Origin of the sequence: Dechloromonas hankyongensis (genome assembly GCF_022012295.1) — a bacterium.
Lineage (GTDB): Bacteria > Pseudomonadota > Gammaproteobacteria > Burkholderiales > Rhodocyclaceae > Azonexus > Azonexus hankyongensis.
Map to the genome: position 1 here is coordinate 1,165,408 of NZ_JAKLTN010000001.1, position 16,134 is coordinate 1,181,541.

18 protein-coding genes are annotated in these 16,134 nt (G+C 67.8%); 2 read left to right on the plus strand and 16 right to left on the minus strand.

Annotated features, from left to right (window positions below; genetic code table 11):
- Nucleotides 1-110: 110 nt before the first annotated feature.
- Nucleotides 111-1,274, plus strand: a complete 1,164-nt coding sequence (locus tag LZ012_RS05525) for a glycosyltransferase family 4 protein (RefSeq protein WP_275708395.1) — start codon at nt 111-113, stop codon at nt 1,272-1,274.
- Between the two features lie 25 nt (nt 1,275-1,299).
- Here the strand turns inward: LZ012_RS05525 and LZ012_RS05530 are convergent, their stop codons facing one another.
- A complete protein-coding gene (locus LZ012_RS05530; protein WP_275708397.1) occupies nt 1,300-1,674 on the minus strand; it encodes a response regulator in 375 nt (124 codons plus the stop codon).
- Between the two features lie 55 nt (nt 1,675-1,729).
- Nucleotides 1,730-2,362 (minus strand): hypothetical protein, encoded by a 633-nt coding sequence (locus LZ012_RS05535; protein ID WP_275708400.1) that lies wholly within the window; start codon nt 2,360-2,362, stop codon nt 1,730-1,732.
- A gap of 155 nt (nt 2,363-2,517) precedes the next feature.
- On the opposite strand from LZ012_RS05535, the gene LZ012_RS05540 reads away from it, so the two are divergent.
- A complete protein-coding gene (locus tag LZ012_RS05540; protein WP_275708402.1) occupies nt 2,518-2,934 on the plus strand; it encodes a VOC family protein in 417 nt (138 codons plus the stop codon).
- Nucleotides 2,935-2,981: 47 nt separating this feature from the next.
- On the opposite strand, the gene LZ012_RS05545 is transcribed toward LZ012_RS05540, so the two are convergent.
- The 14 genes from LZ012_RS05545 to LZ012_RS05610 all read right to left on the minus strand — a co-directional run bounded on the left by LZ012_RS05545 (nt 2,982) and on the right by LZ012_RS05610 (nt 16,017).
- On the minus strand, nt 2,982-4,073 hold the full coding sequence (locus LZ012_RS05545) for a tetratricopeptide repeat protein (protein ID WP_275708404.1): 1,092 nt from the start codon (nt 4,071-4,073) through the stop codon (nt 2,982-2,984).
- 25 nt (nt 4,074-4,098) lie between these two features.
- A complete protein-coding gene (locus tag LZ012_RS05550) occupies nt 4,099-5,040 on the minus strand; it encodes a type II secretion system F family protein (protein ID WP_275708406.1) in 942 nt (313 codons plus the stop codon).
- A gap of 36 nt (nt 5,041-5,076) precedes the next feature.
- Entirely contained in the window at nt 5,077-6,054 is a 978-nt protein-coding gene (locus tag LZ012_RS05555) for a type II secretion system F family protein (protein ID WP_275708408.1), read from the minus strand.
- 16 nt (nt 6,055-6,070) lie between these two features.
- Nucleotides 6,071-7,435 carry a TadA family conjugal transfer-associated ATPase gene (locus LZ012_RS05560; RefSeq protein WP_275708410.1) on the minus strand — a complete coding sequence of 455 codons (1,365 nt, stop codon included), beginning with the start codon at nt 7,433-7,435 and terminating at the stop codon, nt 6,071-6,073.
- Nucleotides 7,436-7,462: 27 nt separating this feature from the next.
- On the minus strand, nt 7,463-8,632 hold the full coding sequence (locus LZ012_RS05565) for a CpaE/TadZ family protein (protein WP_275708412.1): 1,170 nt from the start codon (nt 8,630-8,632) through the stop codon (nt 7,463-7,465).
- A 12-nt stretch (nt 8,633-8,644) separates the two neighbouring features.
- Entirely contained in the window at nt 8,645-9,103 is a 459-nt protein-coding gene (locus LZ012_RS05570; RefSeq protein WP_275708414.1) for a TadE/TadG family type IV pilus assembly protein, read from the minus strand.
- Nucleotides 9,104-9,108: 5 nt separating this feature from the next.
- Nucleotides 9,109-9,549, minus strand: a complete 441-nt coding sequence (locus tag LZ012_RS05575) for a TadE/TadG family type IV pilus assembly protein (protein WP_275708416.1) — start codon at nt 9,547-9,549, stop codon at nt 9,109-9,111.
- An 11-nt stretch (nt 9,550-9,560) separates the two neighbouring features.
- Nucleotides 9,561-10,874: a TadE/TadG family type IV pilus assembly protein gene (locus tag LZ012_RS05580; RefSeq protein ID WP_275708418.1), complete on the minus strand. Its 1,314-nt coding sequence runs from the start codon at nt 10,872-10,874 to the stop codon at nt 9,561-9,563.
- 22 nt (nt 10,875-10,896) lie between these two features.
- Nucleotides 10,897-11,184, minus strand: a complete 288-nt coding sequence (locus tag LZ012_RS05585; RefSeq protein WP_275708421.1) for a hypothetical protein — start codon at nt 11,182-11,184, stop codon at nt 10,897-10,899.
- Between the two features lie 12 nt (nt 11,185-11,196).
- On the minus strand, nt 11,197-12,912 hold the full coding sequence (locus LZ012_RS05590; protein WP_275708423.1) for a type II and III secretion system protein family protein: 1,716 nt from the start codon (nt 12,910-12,912) through the stop codon (nt 11,197-11,199).
- 31 nt (nt 12,913-12,943) lie between these two features.
- Entirely contained in the window at nt 12,944-13,777 is an 834-nt protein-coding gene (gene cpaB / locus LZ012_RS05595) for a Flp pilus assembly protein CpaB (protein WP_275708425.1), read from the minus strand.
- A 67-nt stretch (nt 13,778-13,844) separates the two neighbouring features.
- Nucleotides 13,845-15,176 (minus strand): P-loop NTPase and SpoVK domain-containing protein, encoded by a 1,332-nt coding sequence (locus LZ012_RS05600; protein ID WP_275708428.1) that lies wholly within the window; start codon nt 15,174-15,176, stop codon nt 13,845-13,847.
- Nucleotides 15,177-15,208: 32 nt separating this feature from the next.
- Nucleotides 15,209-15,751, minus strand: a complete 543-nt coding sequence (locus LZ012_RS05605; protein WP_275708430.1) for an A24 family peptidase — start codon at nt 15,749-15,751, stop codon at nt 15,209-15,211.
- A 95-nt stretch (nt 15,752-15,846) separates the two neighbouring features.
- Nucleotides 15,847-16,017, minus strand: coding sequence for a Flp family type IVb pilin (locus LZ012_RS05610; protein ID WP_275708432.1), 171 nt, complete (start codon nt 16,015-16,017; stop codon nt 15,847-15,849).
- Nucleotides 16,018-16,134 lie beyond the last annotated feature (117 nt).

Genomic DNA, 16,134 nt, shown 5'->3' on the forward strand with positions numbered 1-16,134 from the left:
GGCTGGCGGGAAACGGCGAATTATAGGCGGCCGACGTGACAGCCGGGTGACAAAAGCTGTCATCAGCGCGTAGCGATGGCCGGCTAGTCTGGCGGCAAACAGGAGCCGCCATGCACGCATCGAATCCGCTCACGAATTCACTCGCGAATTCCCTCGATATCGCCGTCGTGACCGAGACCTTTCCTCCCGAAATCAACGGTGTCGCCATGACCATCGGCCGTCTGGTCGGCGGCCTGCGCGAACGCGGCCACCGGGTTCGTGTCATCCGCCCGCGCCAGGGGCAGGCCGATGCCGACAGCGAACACGAGCTGGCCCTGCCCGGTTTTCCGCTGCCCGGCTATCCCGGCCTGCGCTTCGGCTTGCCGGCCGGCCGCCGGCTGCGCAAGGAATGGCACCCGCGCCGGCCCGACCTGGTGCATGTGGTGACCGAGGGGCCGCTCGGCTGGTCGGCCGTCAATGCGGCGCGCCAGCTGGGGATACCGGTCACCTCCGGTTTCCACACCAATTTCGACCGCTACAGCGTGCATTACGGCCTGGGCTGGATGCGACCGGCGGTGGCCGCCTATCTGCGCACCCTGCATCGGCGGACGCGGGCGACCATGGTGCCGACCGCCGCCCTGGCCGCCGATCTCGCCGGCGAGGGGCTGAGCGGCGTGCGCGTCGTTGGCCGCGGCGTCGATACTCAGCTGTTCGATCCGCAGCGGCGCAGCAGTGAATTGCGTGCCAGCTGGGCGGCGCCCGACGCGGCGCCGGTCTGTCTGTACGTCGGCCGCATGGCGCCGGAGAAGAATCTGCAACTGGTCGAGCGGGCTTTTGAAGCGATCATCCGGCAGCATCCGCTGGCCACCATGGTCTGGGTCGGCGACGGGCCGGCGGCGAAGCAGCTGGCCAGCGATCATCCGGATCATCGTTTCGCCGGCATGCGCACCGGCACCGATCTCGCGGCGCATTACGCCAGCGCCGACCTGTTCCTCTTCCCCAGCCTGACCGAAACCTATGGCAACGTGGTGGCCGAGGCGATGGCCAGCGGCCTGCCCGTGCTCGCCTATCGCAGTGCGGCGGCGGCCGAATTGATCGTTGATGGCGAGAATGGCCGGCTGGTGCCGCCGGGCGACGAGGTTGGCTATGTCGAGCTTGCCGTCGGCATGGTGGCGGCCACCCTGAACCGGGAGCGCCTGGGCGTCGCGGCCCGGCAATCGATGCTGGCCCACCGCTGGTCGGTGGTGGTCGAGCGTTTCGAGGCGGTGGTGCGTGAAGCGCTGGGCAAGGGCTAGGGCGGATTCACCCTGGCAGCCGGACCTAGGGGAACATGCTTTCCAGGCGCTGCTGCAGGGCGAGCGGGGTGAAGGGCTTGACGATATAGCCGGCGGCGCCGCATTGCATGGCGTCGAGCACGTTGGCGCGCTGTCCTTCGGCGGTGATCATCAGAAACGGAATGTGCGCCAGCTGCTCGTCGGCCTTGACCGCCTGCAGCAGTGAGATGCCGTCCATTTCCGGCATGTACCAGTCGGAAATGATGAGCCCGATCTTCTTGTATTCCTTCAGCTTGGCCAGCGCCAGCAGACCGTTGCCGGCTTGATGGATTTCGGTGAACCCGGCGCGCTTGAGGACTTCGACCACGACGCTGCGCATGGAGGCGTAATCGTCGACGACTAGTGCTGCGGGTTTTGCCATGTCTGAATCTGTTGGGGAATGTGCTATTGGCATTGTCGCGGTCTGGCTGCAGATGTCAATCGGTTTGGGCGTCAGAAGGCCGGTGGTGGCGGATTTCCACCAGTTCCCTGCCGTCGCCGTAGCCGGTCAGGATGCGGCGCACCCGATCCTGCCACAGTTGGCCGAACAGTTTGATGCTCTCCTGACCGGCTATGCCGTGCAGAATCTGCGGCAGCAGTTCGCCCATGCGCGGATCGCCGGCGACGCTCTGCAGGCGGACGATGCTGTCCACGCTGGCACCGGTATCGCGCCGGGTCAGGCGGATGCCGGCGACGCCGGCCACGCCGAAGGCGAGCAGGTTGCGCCGCCCGTAGCGGCCGCCCAATCCCTTGAATCCACCGGCGCCGGCGGCCCCGGTGAGCAGGGTGGCGATGCTGGCGATGACGCCGGCGACGCCGTCGTCGACCGTCTCGGCCAGCGCCACGGCAATCTCCCCGCGCACCGGCGTTGCGTCGCCATACAGGGCGCGCAGGCCATGCACGGTCGCCAGCCAGGCGCCAGCGACGGTCGGGCAGGAATGGCCGGCCAGTTTGACCGCATCGGCGAAGTGATAGTCGATCAGGCCGCCTTGCGCGGCGCCGAGCAATTCGGCCAGCGGGTCGTACAGCGTGATGGCGGGAGCCTGGGAAAAAAATTCGGGCAGTTGCATGGCGATCTCCTTTGCGCGGGATTGTGCCCGGAGGGTAGTTCCCGCGCCTTGATCTTCATCGCCCGACGAGTGAATTCAGTTTGTCCCAAGTCGACCGGCGGGAATGTCAAAATGGCAGGACTGTCCTATTCACAAAACCATAAAGGAATCCCCCGATGAAATACCTGCATACGATGGTGCGCGTGCGCGACCTGGAAGCATCGCTGCGTTTTTACGAAGCCCTCGGGCTGCGCGAAGTCCGGCGCACCGAACACCAGCAAGGACGCTTCACCCTGGTCTTCCTGGCCGCCCCGGGCGACGAAAGCGCGCAACTGGAACTGACCTACAACTGGGACCCGGAAGATTACGGCAGTGCCCGTAACTTTGGCCACGTCGCCTATGCGGTCGACGACATCTACGCGATGTGCGAGCGCCTGCAACAGGCCGGCATCGTCATCAATCGCCCGCCGCGCGACGGGCGCATGGCTTTCGTGCGTTCCCCGGACCTGATTTCCATCGAGTTGCTGCAGCGCGGCGAGGCCTTGCCGCCGTGCGAGCCGTGGGTATCGATGCCCAACGTCGGCGTCTGGTAGCCGCCGGCCGCTGATCCGTAAAGCGCTTGCGCCCGTTCGCCCCGCCGTTACAGGCGGGCGAGGGGCGGTTTGTCCTTGGGCGCCATGCCGGCCGGCGCTGTCGCGTCTCGGCCGAGCGCGATCCGGATGTCCGAGCGCGGACGGGGCTTGATCGCCGCGACGACCCGCGCCGCCAAGCCGAGGCGGGCGTTCAGGGCACGCGCGGCCGGCTCGTGGCCGGGCTGGTATTCGACCACGCTTTCCTGCAGCCGGAAGGAGCCGAGATTGGTGACGCGGCTCACCGGGATGCCGTCGGCTTTCAACTGCGCGCGAAAGTTCCGGGCGAAGCGGGGAATGCCGTTGCCGTTCGAGACCTCGATGTGCAGCGCCGAAAAATCCACGGGACTTGCCGCGGCACTCGCCGATTCGCTTGTTTCCGGCTGCGCGACAACAGGAGCCGCTTCCGTCGCCGGGCTGGGCGGGATGGCGGCCGGCTCGCCAACGGCTGCGTTGTCACTGCTGCCCGCGGCCAGCGCCGGAACTGACGGCAGGGTGGCGACGGCCACCCTGATCGTTTCGCTGTCGCCAGGCGAAGCCGGCAGCGCAACAGCCTGCGCGCCGGGCAGGGTCTCCGGCAGCTGGTCGAACTGGCGGGCGGCGATGGTGGCGGTCAATGCCGGGTCGGGACGCAGGCTGGCCAGCTGCTGCAGATTGCGCCAGGCGCGTTCGTATCCGGGGTCGCGGCGCAGGGCCTGGTACAGCTCGGCGTAGGCGGCGACCGGGCGGCCTTGCAAATGGTAGGCGTAGCCGAGGTTGCTGTGCAGGTAGGCAGCATCGGGGGCCAGGGCGACGGCCTGGGCGAAGCTGGCGGCGGCGCGCTCCAGTTCGCCACGTTCGGCATACAGGCTGCCCAGCGCATTGAGCGCGTCGATGTGCCCGGCGTCGAGCGCCGTCGCCCGCTGGTAGGCTTCTTCGGCCAGCGCCAGCCGGTTCTGGCCGTGGAAGTAGCGGCCGAGTTGGTAGTAGGATGCCGCGCTTTCCGCGCTGTGGCGCACCGACAGAGTGGGCCGGACATCGAGCTTGGCGCGGGAGTTGTCGGTGGTGGTGCATGCCGTAGCGAGCGCGGCGCTCAGGGCGACAACGGATAGGCGCAGTTTCATGGCGACTCCTTTAATGGCTGCCGGGTCAATTGCCGCCGCTCATGGTCGGCAGCAGCACGCGGTAGATCTGGATGAAGGCCGGGCCGAGCAGGACCAGCATCAGGGCCGGGAAGATGCAGAAAATCAGTGGGAAGAGCAGCTTCAGCGCGATCTTTGCCGCCGCTTCCTCGGCACGTTGCCGGCGCTTGGTGCGCAGCATCTCGGAATGGACGCGCAGCGCGGCGGCGATGCTGGTGCCGAAGCGTTCGGCCTGGATCATGATCGCCACCCAGGTTTCCACCTCCTCGACGCCGGCTCGCGCCGCCAGGTTGCGCAGGGCGCGCTCGCGGTCGTTGCCGGCGCGCAGTTCTAGCCCGACCAGGCCGAGTTCCTCGCTGAGCACTTCGCTCTTGTGCGCGATGTCGCCGGCCACCCGGTTCAGCGCCGCCTCGATGCCGAGGCCGGCCTCGACGCAGACGGTCATCAGGTCCAGGGCGTCGGGAAAGGTCTCGAAAATTTCGCGCTGGCGGACCATGACCATGCGCGACAGGATGAAATTGGGCAGGTAGTAGCCGAATGCGGCGACGACGATCAGGATCAGCAGCGTGCCGTTGAGGCCGGGCATGGCCTCCGTCACGAACAGGCCGAGGTAGGCGCCGAGCGGCAGGCCAATGGCGAGCAGCGACTTGGCGCCGAAGTAGATGAGTGGCGCCGAGGCGCTGCGCTGGCCGGCATTCATGAAACGGATGCGCAGCCCGGATTTTTCCCAGCCTTCCTCCGGTGTCGACAATTTGCCGAAGCGGGCGGTCACGCCGCTTGCCCGTCCGAACCACGAACGGCCGGCCGTGCTGCGCCCGCCGGCTGCCGGCACGATGTTGTGCAGGCGTTCGCGGGTGGCGTTGGGGGCCAGGAAGGCCATGCCCACCGCGGCAAGCCCGAAGGCGGACAGGAAGACGAGAATCAGGAAAGCGATCTGCATGGAATTCATTTGGCGAGACTCCTGCAAGGGTGGAAGGGCGGCGGGTCAGACCCGGATCTTGACGATGCGGGTCATCCACCAGATGCCGAAAGCCATGGTGAACAAGGCGCCGTAGATCAATTTGAGGCCGGTCGCGTCGGTCCATAGCACGGTCATGAAGCCGGGATTGACCAGGTTGATGACCAGCGCGGCGCCGAAGGGCAGCAGCGAGAGCACCCACGCCGACAGCTTGCCCTCGGCCGACAGGGTGCGGATTTCGCCCTGCAGCTTGATGCGCGAACGAATGATGGCGCTGATGTTGTCGAGCAGCTCGGCCAGGTTGCCGCCGGTTTCGCGCTGGATGAGCAGGGCGACGACGAAATACTGCAGGTCGGTGCTCGGTACCCGCGTCAGGAGGTTGCGCAGGGCATTCTCCAGCGCCACGCCGTAGTTGATCTCGTCGAAGATGGTGCGGAATTCGCCGCCCACCGGGTCGGCCATTTCGTCGCCGACCATGCTCAGCGCCGTCGGGAAGGCGTGGCCGGCGCGCAGGGCGCGGCCCATCAGGTCGATGGCGTCGGGCAGCTGATTTTCGATGCGTTGCAGGCGTTTGGTCCGGGCACGCAGCACGTACAGCACGGGCAGGGTGCCGAGGATGGCGGCTAGGGCGAGGCCGACCAGCACGCCGCGTCCGAGCAGGATGGGGAGCAACAGGCCAGCCGCCGCCAGCCCCAGCGTCAGGCCGAGTAGCTGGCTGACCGACAGCGTCAGCCCGGACTGCATCAGGATGCGGTCCAAGGTATGCACCCGCGGCAGGCTGAGCAGCAGGCGGTGCAGCCCGGCCGACTTGCTCAGCGAGCGCTGCTTGAGGATGGTCAGGTGCTCGGCGGCATGGCCGCCGGCCGACGCCGCGCGCAGGCGCCGTTCGAGACGCCGCGCCTCGGGGCCGCGGCGGTCCGTCCACCAGATGAAACCGCCCTCGAGGCCGAGGACCACCGCCACGAACACGGTGACGGCGAAGAGCAGGAAGATCGAGTCGTACATGGCCTGGGCTCCCGTCTCACTCGAAATGGCGTTGCGGATCGAACAGGCTGTCCGGCAACTGCACGCCGTAAGCCCGCAGGCGCTCGGAGAAGCGGGGGCGGATGCCGGTCGCTGCGAAGCTGCCTTGCACCTTGCCGCCCTCGTCGATGCCGGTCTGCCGGAAGTGGAAAATTTCCTGCATGGTGATGATGTCGCCCTCCATGCCGGTGATTTCCTGCAGGCTGACCACCTTGCGCTTGCCATCGCTCAGCCGCATGACCTGGACCACGACGTGGATGGCCGAGGCGATCTGCGAGCGCATGACCTTGGGCGGCGAGCTGACGCCGGCCATGCCCAGCATGTTCTCCAGCCGGGTCAGCGCCTCGCGCGGCGTGTTGGCGTGGATGGTGCCCATCGAGCCCTCGTGGCCGGTGTTCATCGCCTGCAGCATGTCGAAGGCCTCGGCGTCGCGCACCTCGCCGAGGATGATGCGGTCCGGGCGCATGCGCAGCGCGTTGCGGACCAGCGCCCGCTGGCCGACTTCGCCGCGCCCCTCGATGTTGGCCGGGCGGGTCTCCAGGCGCACGACGTGCGGTTGCTGCAGTTGCAGCTCGGCGGCATCCTCGATGGTGATGATGCGTTCGTGCGACGGGATGCAGCCCGACAGGATGTTGAGCAGCGTCGTCTTGCCGCTGCCGGTGCCGCCGGAAATCAGGATGTTGGCCTTGGCCTTGCACAGGCCGGCGAGCAGTTCGGCCATTTCGGGGACCAGGGTGCGGAATTCGATCAGCTTGTCCATGGTCAGCGGGATGGCGGCGAAGCGGCGGATGGAGAGCACCGGCCCGTCGAGCGCCAGCGGCGGCACGATGGCATTGACCCGTGAGCCGTCGGGCAGGCGGGCGTCCACCATCGGGCTCGATTCGTCGATGCGCCGGCCGACCCGCGACACGATCTTGTCGATGATTTTCATCAGGTGGGCGTCGTCGACGAAAGTGACCTCGCTGAGCTCGATGCGCCCGCCGCGCTCGACATAGACCTGCTGCGCGTTATTGACCAGGATGTCGGAAATGGCCGGATCGGCGAGCAGCGGTTCGAGCGGCCCGAGGCCGAGCATTTCGTACTGAATGTCGCGCACCAGGCTGCGCCGCTCCAGTTCGTTGACCACCACGTTCTCTTCCTGCAGCAAGGTCTCGACCAGGCCGCGCAATTCCTCGCGCAGGCGCTCCGGGCTAAGGCTTTCCATGGCCTCGAGGTCGATGCGTTCGAGCAGCACCGTGTGCAGGTGGCTCTTCAGCTCCTGGTAGGCTTGCCCGCTGCGCGCCACCGGCCGCGTCGACACCGCTTCGCGCGGCTGGGTCAGGCCAATGCCGCTGACCGCTTCCAGTCTTTCTCTCAGTGACATGCTCGTTCTCCTGTCGATACGTGAAGATCAGTGCCGGGCCTGGCGGGCCAGGATGCGTGTCCACCAGCCGCCGCCCGGGGCCGGGGCGGGGGCGTAGCGACGGCACATCTCGGTCACCACCTTGCTGATCGGGTTGGCGGGGCTGGCCTGGACGATGGGCACCCCAAGATTGACCGCCGCCGCGGCCGCCGCGTAGCTGTTGGGCACGACATGGGCGACCTTGTGCTCGAGCGCCTGCTCGAGGTCCTGTAGCGACAGCTCGCCGCCCTTTTCGTGGCGATTGACCACCAGCTCGATCTTGGCGCGGTCGTAGTCGAGCGAGCGGAAGACGGCAAGCAGGCGCTTGCCGTCGCGCACGTAGGGCAGGGTCAGCTGCAGCACCGGGAAGATGGTGTCGGCCAGGTCGAGCGCCTTCAGGCTGACGGCGTCGAGCGAGCGGGAAACGTCGAGGACGACGAAATCGTAGTGCTGGCGGGCGAGCCGGATGATGGCCTCGACGTGCTCGCGCTTGACGTCGCCGGCATGCGCCGGGTCCTCCGGAGCGGCCAGCACGAAGAAATTGGGCGCCGCTTCGAGCATCGACGCAGCGAGCAGCGAGGCGTCCAGGCGGTGGATCTGCTGCGCCAGTTCGGCCACGTTGCTCGGCGGCCGGCTTTCCGACACGAAAATGGCGGCGTCGCCGAACTGCAGGTTGAGGTCGATCAGCGCCACCCGCCGGCCGCAGGCGCGGGCCGCGGCATAGGCGAAATTGGCGGCGAGGAAGGTGGCGCCGCTGCCCCCCTTGCAGGACAGGAAGGCGAACACCCGGCCGTCGCCGGCACCTTCCGCCCGGCCCCGCTTGTGGCGCAGGCGGGCCATGGCGGCCTGCAGAAGCTCGAGCCCGGCGGTGGCCGGAATCACCTCGCGGACGCCGACCCGCATGGCGCGCATCAGAAAATCGGCCGTCGCATCGTCCGAAATGAGCAGGGTCTCGATGCCCGGCGAACGCAGGTTCAGCGCCTCGATGGCATCGAGCGAGGCCGGCGTGGCGCCGTCGATGATCAGGGCGTCCGGCGGCGAACCGTTGACGAAGGCCGGCAGGTCGCCATCGGGGCAGGCGCCGCCCGAGATGTCGTGGCCCGTGGTGTCTTTGTCGGCCACGGCGTGGCGCAGGAACTCGTAGCGTCCGGGGTCATTGCACAGAAGTTTGATTTTCATGGCTGGATGGACTCAGTTGCAGACAGGATTGCCGGTGCTTTCCATGAACTCGCGCGGCAGCGTGGTCTGGAAGGGCGGCAGCGGGACGGAAAGCGGTACGAAGGGAATGAAGCTCTGGTGCGTGTAGCCGCTCAGGCGCACGCTGACCTCCTTGCAGGTCGCCGTCGTGCAGGTGTTCGGGGCGTTCGGCGGGTCCAGGTAGTCGATGCTGATGTTCGAATTGGCCAGTGCCGGCAGCATTTCGCGCATGTGGGTCTTGATGTTGGCGTCGTTCATCGAACAGACCACGGCCAGGCGGGCGCCGCGCCGCGTCGCCTCGGCCGCCGCGTTCCAGGTCCACATCAGGCGACCCATTTCGGCGATGCCGATGAGCAGGGTGAAGAAGACGGCGGCGACGACGGCGAATTCGACGGCCGCCGCGCCCTGCTGGTCCTGCGGGCGCCGGCCCGCTGTGCTGGTCGTGGTCGTCATGGCGCTCACCTCATGTACACGGCGATGTTGTTGAAGGTCATGTCGGGCATCACCCACTCGACGACCGAGTCGTACGGATAGCCGACGATGCGCACGGCGACCAGGTTGATCGTGCCGGTGCCGGTGGTGACCGAGGTGGTGACGCCCGGGCAGGTCAATACCGCGTCGCAGGTCTGCACCATGGCCTGGGTCAGCCCGGGGGCGAGCGGCGTGCCGGTGCAGTCCGCATTGCCGAAGGCCGCCATGCACTGGGCGTCGGCATGGGCCTGCGGGTCGCCCGGCGTGTGCGAGGTCAGGTAGCGCGCCGCGTCGCGCACCGACTTGGCCAGCGTGTTGTACGAATAGATCGCCCGGCCGTATTCGGTGATCCCGAAGGCCAGCGTGACCAGCGGAATCATCAGGATGCCCAGTTCGACGGCGATCGCCCCTGTCATGTGCTTGCGCATGGCCAACCTCCTTATTGCACCAGGGCCGGAACCATCGGCCCGACCGACGTTGAATTGCCCACCGCCCCGGACGTGGCGCAGGGACTGCCCGGCAGGTCGGAACGGCCGAGGTACTCGGCGGTGACCGTCACGTTCGAACCGCTCTTCTTGTATGGATGCAACAGCAGGACGCAGGCGTAGCCGCGGATCGGCGCATGCTGGCTGCCGGTGAAGCTGGCGCAGTCGACCAGCGGCACGGTAACCAGCCGGCGGTCGGCGCCGTGCGTGGCCAGTTGCCCCGAGGTCGCCGCACTGGCGCCGTTGGGCACCAGCGAGGCCTGGACGGCGTCGTTGGTGGTGCGCGCGGTCAGGAAATTGTGGGTCGCGCCCGAGGTGCCGTTATAGGCGTCGTGCCCCGGCGGCCAGCTGGTGGCATCATAGCCGAAGCCGGCGAAATCGGGCGGAGCGCCGGTCAGGTCGCTGTTCGAAACGCCGCCGCCCTGGTAGATGCCAAACCGGGTGTTGAAGGCACTGCCCAACGAGTTGATATTCCCGGTCTGGCCTACGCACCCGGGCACCGGCGAGGAATTGCCGGAACTCGAGCAGGTAGCCGGCCCGACCGGCGGCAGCGTGCATTGGCCGACTCCCTTGAGCAGGCAGGCTAGCTCCTGGGCGCCGCCGCCGGAGCAGCCTGGTGTACCCGCCGAGGGATCGAAATCGAGCCAGCGGAAGTTGCCGCTCAGGTTAGACAGGCTGCCGCCGCTTTCGTCGAAATTCATCGAATACCACTGGCCGCGGACATAGCCGTAGTCGGGCGGTGTGCCCGAGGTACACAAGCCCATCGGGATGGCGCAATTGCTCTGCGCCGGCGACAGCGCCGCGGTGGCCGCCGCGCTGACGCTCTGTGCGGCAAAGCCGCGCACCGGCATGAACCACATCGGGATGCCGGTGCGCGAAACGGTGCACCGCACGTAGCGGGCGGTGCCCGCCGGGCCCCCCGCCGCCGTCGTCCAGCTCGAACCGGCGAGCGAGGTGCCGAATTCGACCTGCACATCGCCGGCCGAAATTGGTGCCCCTTGGAAGCCGACGCGGTTGGCGACCGCAACGGCGACGCCGGCGTTTTCGGCGAGGGTGAAATTGGCGGCCGGGATCGGCGTCCCGGTCAGCAGGTAGGAGGCCGACAGGGCGCAGGCATCGGCCGCATTCTGCTGCTCGGTCTTGGAAACGTAGAGCTGCCCGCCGTCCAGGGCCAGGCCGGCGAAGCCGATCAGGACGGCCAGGGTGAGCGCGACGATGATCGCCACCGCGCCCGCCTGGCGTTTCCGGTCATGCAGTGTCTGACGCATTTTTGCCTCCTCTGGTTGCCGCTCAGCGGGTGCCGCCGACGGTGCCGATGCTGAGGAAATTGGCCGTTTCGGCCGGCGGCTGGCGGAAGCTGTCGCGGTAGTTGTCGAGCGCTCCCTTGGCCGCCTTGCCGTCCAGCCCGACCACCGGCTCGGCATTGCGCGAGGCCTCCGGGTTCAGGGTCTGCTGGGCGCGCATGAGCAGCATCGCTTCGCCCATGCGAGCATCGCTTTTCGGCGTGGTGGTGGCGGTGCACCCGGCGAGGGCAAGGATGCCGGCCATGGCGCAAAGTGCTGCGGTGGTCCTGTTCATGTCGTTCTCCTCTTATTTCACTTCGAAGCCGTCGCGGCTGGCGGTGCCCGGTTGCGACCCGGCCGGGATTTCCGACAGGCTTGACGCCGTGCCGCTGCCTTCCAGCCGGCCATTGACGATCACGTCGGTGCGCGACGGCGGGACGAAGCCGTCGGTCGGCAACGCGTAGTTGGGCGGCAGCGGGCGGACCAGCCGCGGCGTGATGACGAAGACCAGCTCGGAGCGGTCGTTCTGGTAGCTGGTGCTGCGGAACAGCGCGCCGAGCACCGGCAGTTCGCCGAGGAAGGGGAAGGCGGTCAGGTTGGCCGTGACGTTGTTCTTCATCAAGCCGCCAATGGCGAAGCTCTGGCCGTCCATCAGTTGCACGGTGGTCGATGCCCGCCGCGTGGTGAATGACGGCAGGATGGCCGTCCCTGCCACGTTGGTGGCGGTGATCGCCACGCCCTGGGAGTTCAGTTCAGACACCTCGGGATTGACCTTCAGGTTGATCCGCCCGTCGCCGAGCACGGTCGGCGTGAACTTCAGGCTGACGCCGAATTCCTTTTCCTCCAGTGTGATCGCCGTGCCGCCGGTGCCACTGTTGCTGGCGACCGGGATGAAAATCTTGCCGCCGGCGAGGAAGCTGCCTTCCTGGCCGCTGATCGCCATGACCGTCGGTTCGGCGAGGACCTTCAGCAGGCCGTCCTGCTTCTGGGCATCGCTGCTGAAACTCGTCGCGTTCTTGCCGGCGATGATCGGCCACTGGGTGACGTTGCCATTGACCGCCCGGACGTCGCCGACCGGCGCCGAAATGCTCGCCGTCGCCGAGCCGCCCGACAGCGTCGAGGCGACGCCGCTGCCGACCATGGCGCCGGTGGTGCCGCTGACCTGCTGGGCGATGATGCCCTTGCCGCCGAACAGGCCGGACAGGAAGCGGATCATCGACCCGTCGGCCGGCGAATAGGCGCGGGCGAAGTTGATACCGAACTGGTCGAGCAGGGATTTCGACACTTCGGCCACCTTGACTTCGAGCATGACCTGCTGCGGCGCCGCGATGGACAGCATGTTGATGATGCGGTCGTGGGCGGCGGCGCGGCCGGTGCCGACCGTCCCGCCGCCGGTGGTCCGCCGCACGTAGGCGCCGGCGATATCGACGGCGCGGTCGGCGGCCAGCGCATCGCTGACCGTGCCGGCCAGGACCACCGAATCGGCGGCCGACGAGATGCGGATCTGCTCCTCGCCCGGCATCAGTTCCTTGAGCGAAGCGGCGAGCGCCGCGGTGTCCATGCCGACCGTCACGTCGACCACGATGCAGCGGCCGCTGCGGTCGAGCATGGCGATGTTGGTCGAGCCCACCGTCTTGCCGAGCAGGTAGATTTCGCGCGGGCTGAGCAGCAGGGCATCGACATCGGCGACGCCGGGCCGCCGCACGTTCTGCTGGCCGCCGCCGGCGTCCGCCCGGCCAGCCGGGTTCGCATTGGCGGCGCCTTCGCCGGGCCGCGCTGCCGCGGCGTTTTCGGGGTTGCCGAGCAGGATGCGGCTGACCGGCGTCTCCAGCTTGAGCAGGCTGGCCTTGCCGACCGCCAGCTTGACCATTGGACCGATTTCGACCCGGCCGCAGGGTGACGCGCCGGTGGCCGACGCGGCCGGCGGGGCATGCGGGGCCGGCGCGGCGTGCGCCGCTCCCTGGGCGAAGGCCGTGGCAAGCAGGGCCGCCGTCAGGCAGTGCGGGAAAATTACTGATTTCATGTTGTGCTCCCGGAAAGTGCAGACGTTCGATTCAGAAACAGGCGGTGGACTTGCTCAGACCACGGATGACCTCGACGCAATCGCTGCCGCGGCTGACCGGTGCGGCAGCGACCGGGCGCCGGGCCGGCGCGGCCAGCTTGACCGGGAGCGGGGCGGCAGCGACGGCGAGCAGGGAATCCTTGGTCGCCCCGGCCGTCTTCGCCAGATCGGGGTCGATCTGGTTGCGCAGGACCAGCGACAGCGTGCCGACCGAGCGCGCCAGGTCGATGCGCTCGGCCTGTTCGGGCGTGACTTCCAGGGTCACGGCATTGACCACCTTGGGCCGCGTCTCGTCGCGCCCGGCCTCCTGCGCTACGGCGAGGACCAGGATGTGCTCGAGGACGATCTTCGAGATGGTGCGGTCCTTGTTGTTGGTCTTGACGCCTTCGGCCTGGGTATTGACCATGATGTCGACATAGTTGCCGGGCAGCGCGAAGCCGGCGACGCCGATCACGTCATTGACGCGCACGGTGATCGCGCGCTTGCCCTCGCCGACCACCGCGGACAGCCCGCCGCGGCTGCCGACCGGCGCCAGCTTGCTTTCGAGCAGTGGTTCGCCGCGCGTCAGCGTCGTCTTGGCGACCCGGCCGTCGAGGGCGGCGGGGTCGGAGAAGGCGCCGGCCGGGATGCTGCCGGCCGGCCAGGCGACCATCTGGATCATTTCCGGCGAAATCCGGCTGCCGAGCTGGAGGTCGAGCATGGCGACGGCGATGCGTCCCCCCTCGTTCCGGCCCTGCTGCTGGATCCACTTGCCCGCCAGTGCGACAGCCGCCAGACCCGCCAGCAGTGCCATGACCAGCATCACGATGCCGCGTGTATTTTTCATGGTGTCCCTCGATTCGTCATGGTTGAAGGTGGTAAATGTTCGTTACTGCGCGTTGATTGCTGCGTGTTCATTGCTGCGCGAAGTAGCCGTGCCACGCCCATTCGATGAGCTGCGGCGTCAGGTCGATCGGCCATTCGCGGTAGGTCGCGTAGTCGCGGACCTGGGCGATCAGGTCGCGCGGGTAGCAGGCGAAGGTCATGCGGTTCATGCGCCGGTGCAGGGTGAGCAGGAACTGGAAAGTGGCGGCGCTGAAGGCGATGCCGAATTCGGCGCACACCTGGCGGAAGATCTGTTCGTATTCGCCTTCGCCGAGCGGCCCGACGTAGATCTTGTAGCCCAGCCGGCGCAGGAAGGCCTCGTCGGCGATGGCCTCCGGCGTCAGGTTGGTCGAGAACACCAGCTTCACGTCGAAAGGAATCTCGAAGCTGCTGCCGGTATGCAGGGCGAGGTAGTCGCGCCGGCGGTCCATGGGCACGATCCAGCGGTTCATCAGCTGTTCCGGGCTGACCTGCTGGCGACCGAGGTCGTCGATGATGTACAGGCCGTTGTTGGCCTTGACATGGGCCGGCGCCTGGTAGAGCCCGGCGACGCGGTCGTACTGCAGGTTGAGCCGGTCGAGGGTCAGTTCGCCGCCGCTGATCGCTACCGGGCGGGCACAGGCCACCCAGCGCTCGTCGATCCGCGCCCGGTTGTCGAGGCCGGCGGTCGCCGCTTCGGCCGGCAGCGGCCGATGGATCAGCGGGTCGAAGACCTGGATGATTTCGCCATCGACGGCCAGGGCGTACGGCACATAGACTGTGCCGCGGATCAGGCGGACCAGGCTTTCCGCAAGGTAGGTCTTGCCGCTGCCCGACGGGCCGTAGAAGAACATCGGCCGCCCGGAATTCATCGCCGTGCCGATCAGGTCGCGCAATTCGCCGCGCACCACGGTGTCGCGGTAAGCATCGGCGATTTCGGCCCGTGTGACGCGCATGTCGGCGACCGACTGGCGGCGTACCTGGGCCGCGTAGTCGCCCAGCGTGACCGGTGCCGGGCCGGCGTAGCGGCACTTGCGCAGGGCGTCGGCGGCGCGGCCGCGGCCACGCTCGGTTAGGCCGTAATCGGCGTCGCCGGCCGCTGCGCCGCGGCGCAGCAGTTCGACCAGGCGTTCGGCGCGCATGAAATCGAGCAGTTCCTCGACGATGCCGGCCGGCAGGCGCAGGTGTTGCGCCAGGTCGATCAGGCGCTGGTTGCCGCGCAGGATGAGCAGCTTGCCGATTAGTCCGAGCAGCAGCTGGGTTTCGAGCCCGGTATCGGCCAGGCGGCGCGGCGCCGGCGGGGCTACGGAGGGCGCGGGCGATGCTGCCGGCAGGTCGCTGCCGGCAGCGCCATACGTTTCGTTGAGGGTATCGATGGCCATGTCTCCGAGCTCCAGTGGTTTGTGAGTGGGGGTCATGCGAAAACCCAGCCTTCCTGCGTCGCCAGCCACAGCTGGAGCGCGGTGCCGATGGCGATGGCGAAGGCATAGGGCAGGCGGCCGGTGGTCTGCACGTCGCTCAGTGCGACGCCGGCCGAGCGGCCGGAGATGAGGACCAGTCCGAGCAGGCGGAGATTGCCCAGGACGCGGCCGAGCGAACCGGACCACAGCGCGGCGCCCAGCGCCAGCACGCCGCCGGCGGCGAAGGTGAGCAGGGCGGCCCCGAGGATGGGCAGCGGGCCGAGGAAGCTGCCGACGGCCGCCATCAGCTTGGCGTCGCCGGCGCCCATGGTGCGCAGCGCATAGAGCGGCAGCATGATGATGAGGCCGAGCAGCGCGCCGAGCAGCGCGGCGAGCGGCGCGGGTTCGCCGGGAGCGGCCCACAGGCTGCAGGCGAGGCCGGCGGTGAGGCCAGCCAGGACGAGCCAGTTGGGAATGCGCCGTTGCGCCGTGTCGCAGGCCAGCGCCGCGGCGAGCAGGGCGCCGAGCAGCGTCAGGGTGGGCAGGGAGGGGGACATGGGCGTCTCGCTTTTCAACTGGTGTGAAATCGGGTGTCGGGAGCGCCGCGCAAAGCAGGTAACGGCAAGCGTCGATGCGATGCGCAGCGCATCGATCAAAGCTTGCTGGCGATGGTCGTGCCGAACAGCGTGTTCAGCTTGGTGCCAACGGTGGTTACCCCGGTGATGATGACGACGGCGATCAGCGAGGCGATCAGGCCGTACTCGATGGCGGTTACTCCCTCTTCGTTCTGCAGGAAGTGCTTCAGTTGGTTCAGCTTGCTCATGGTGTTTCTCCAGGTTGGTCAAAAAGCCCGCCGGCTGGCGGTTGTTACATCAGGCAAAGCCGTCGGCCCGCCTGATATCCGATGGGGGGCGCCTGTTTCGGCGTCCTCCGCAATTGC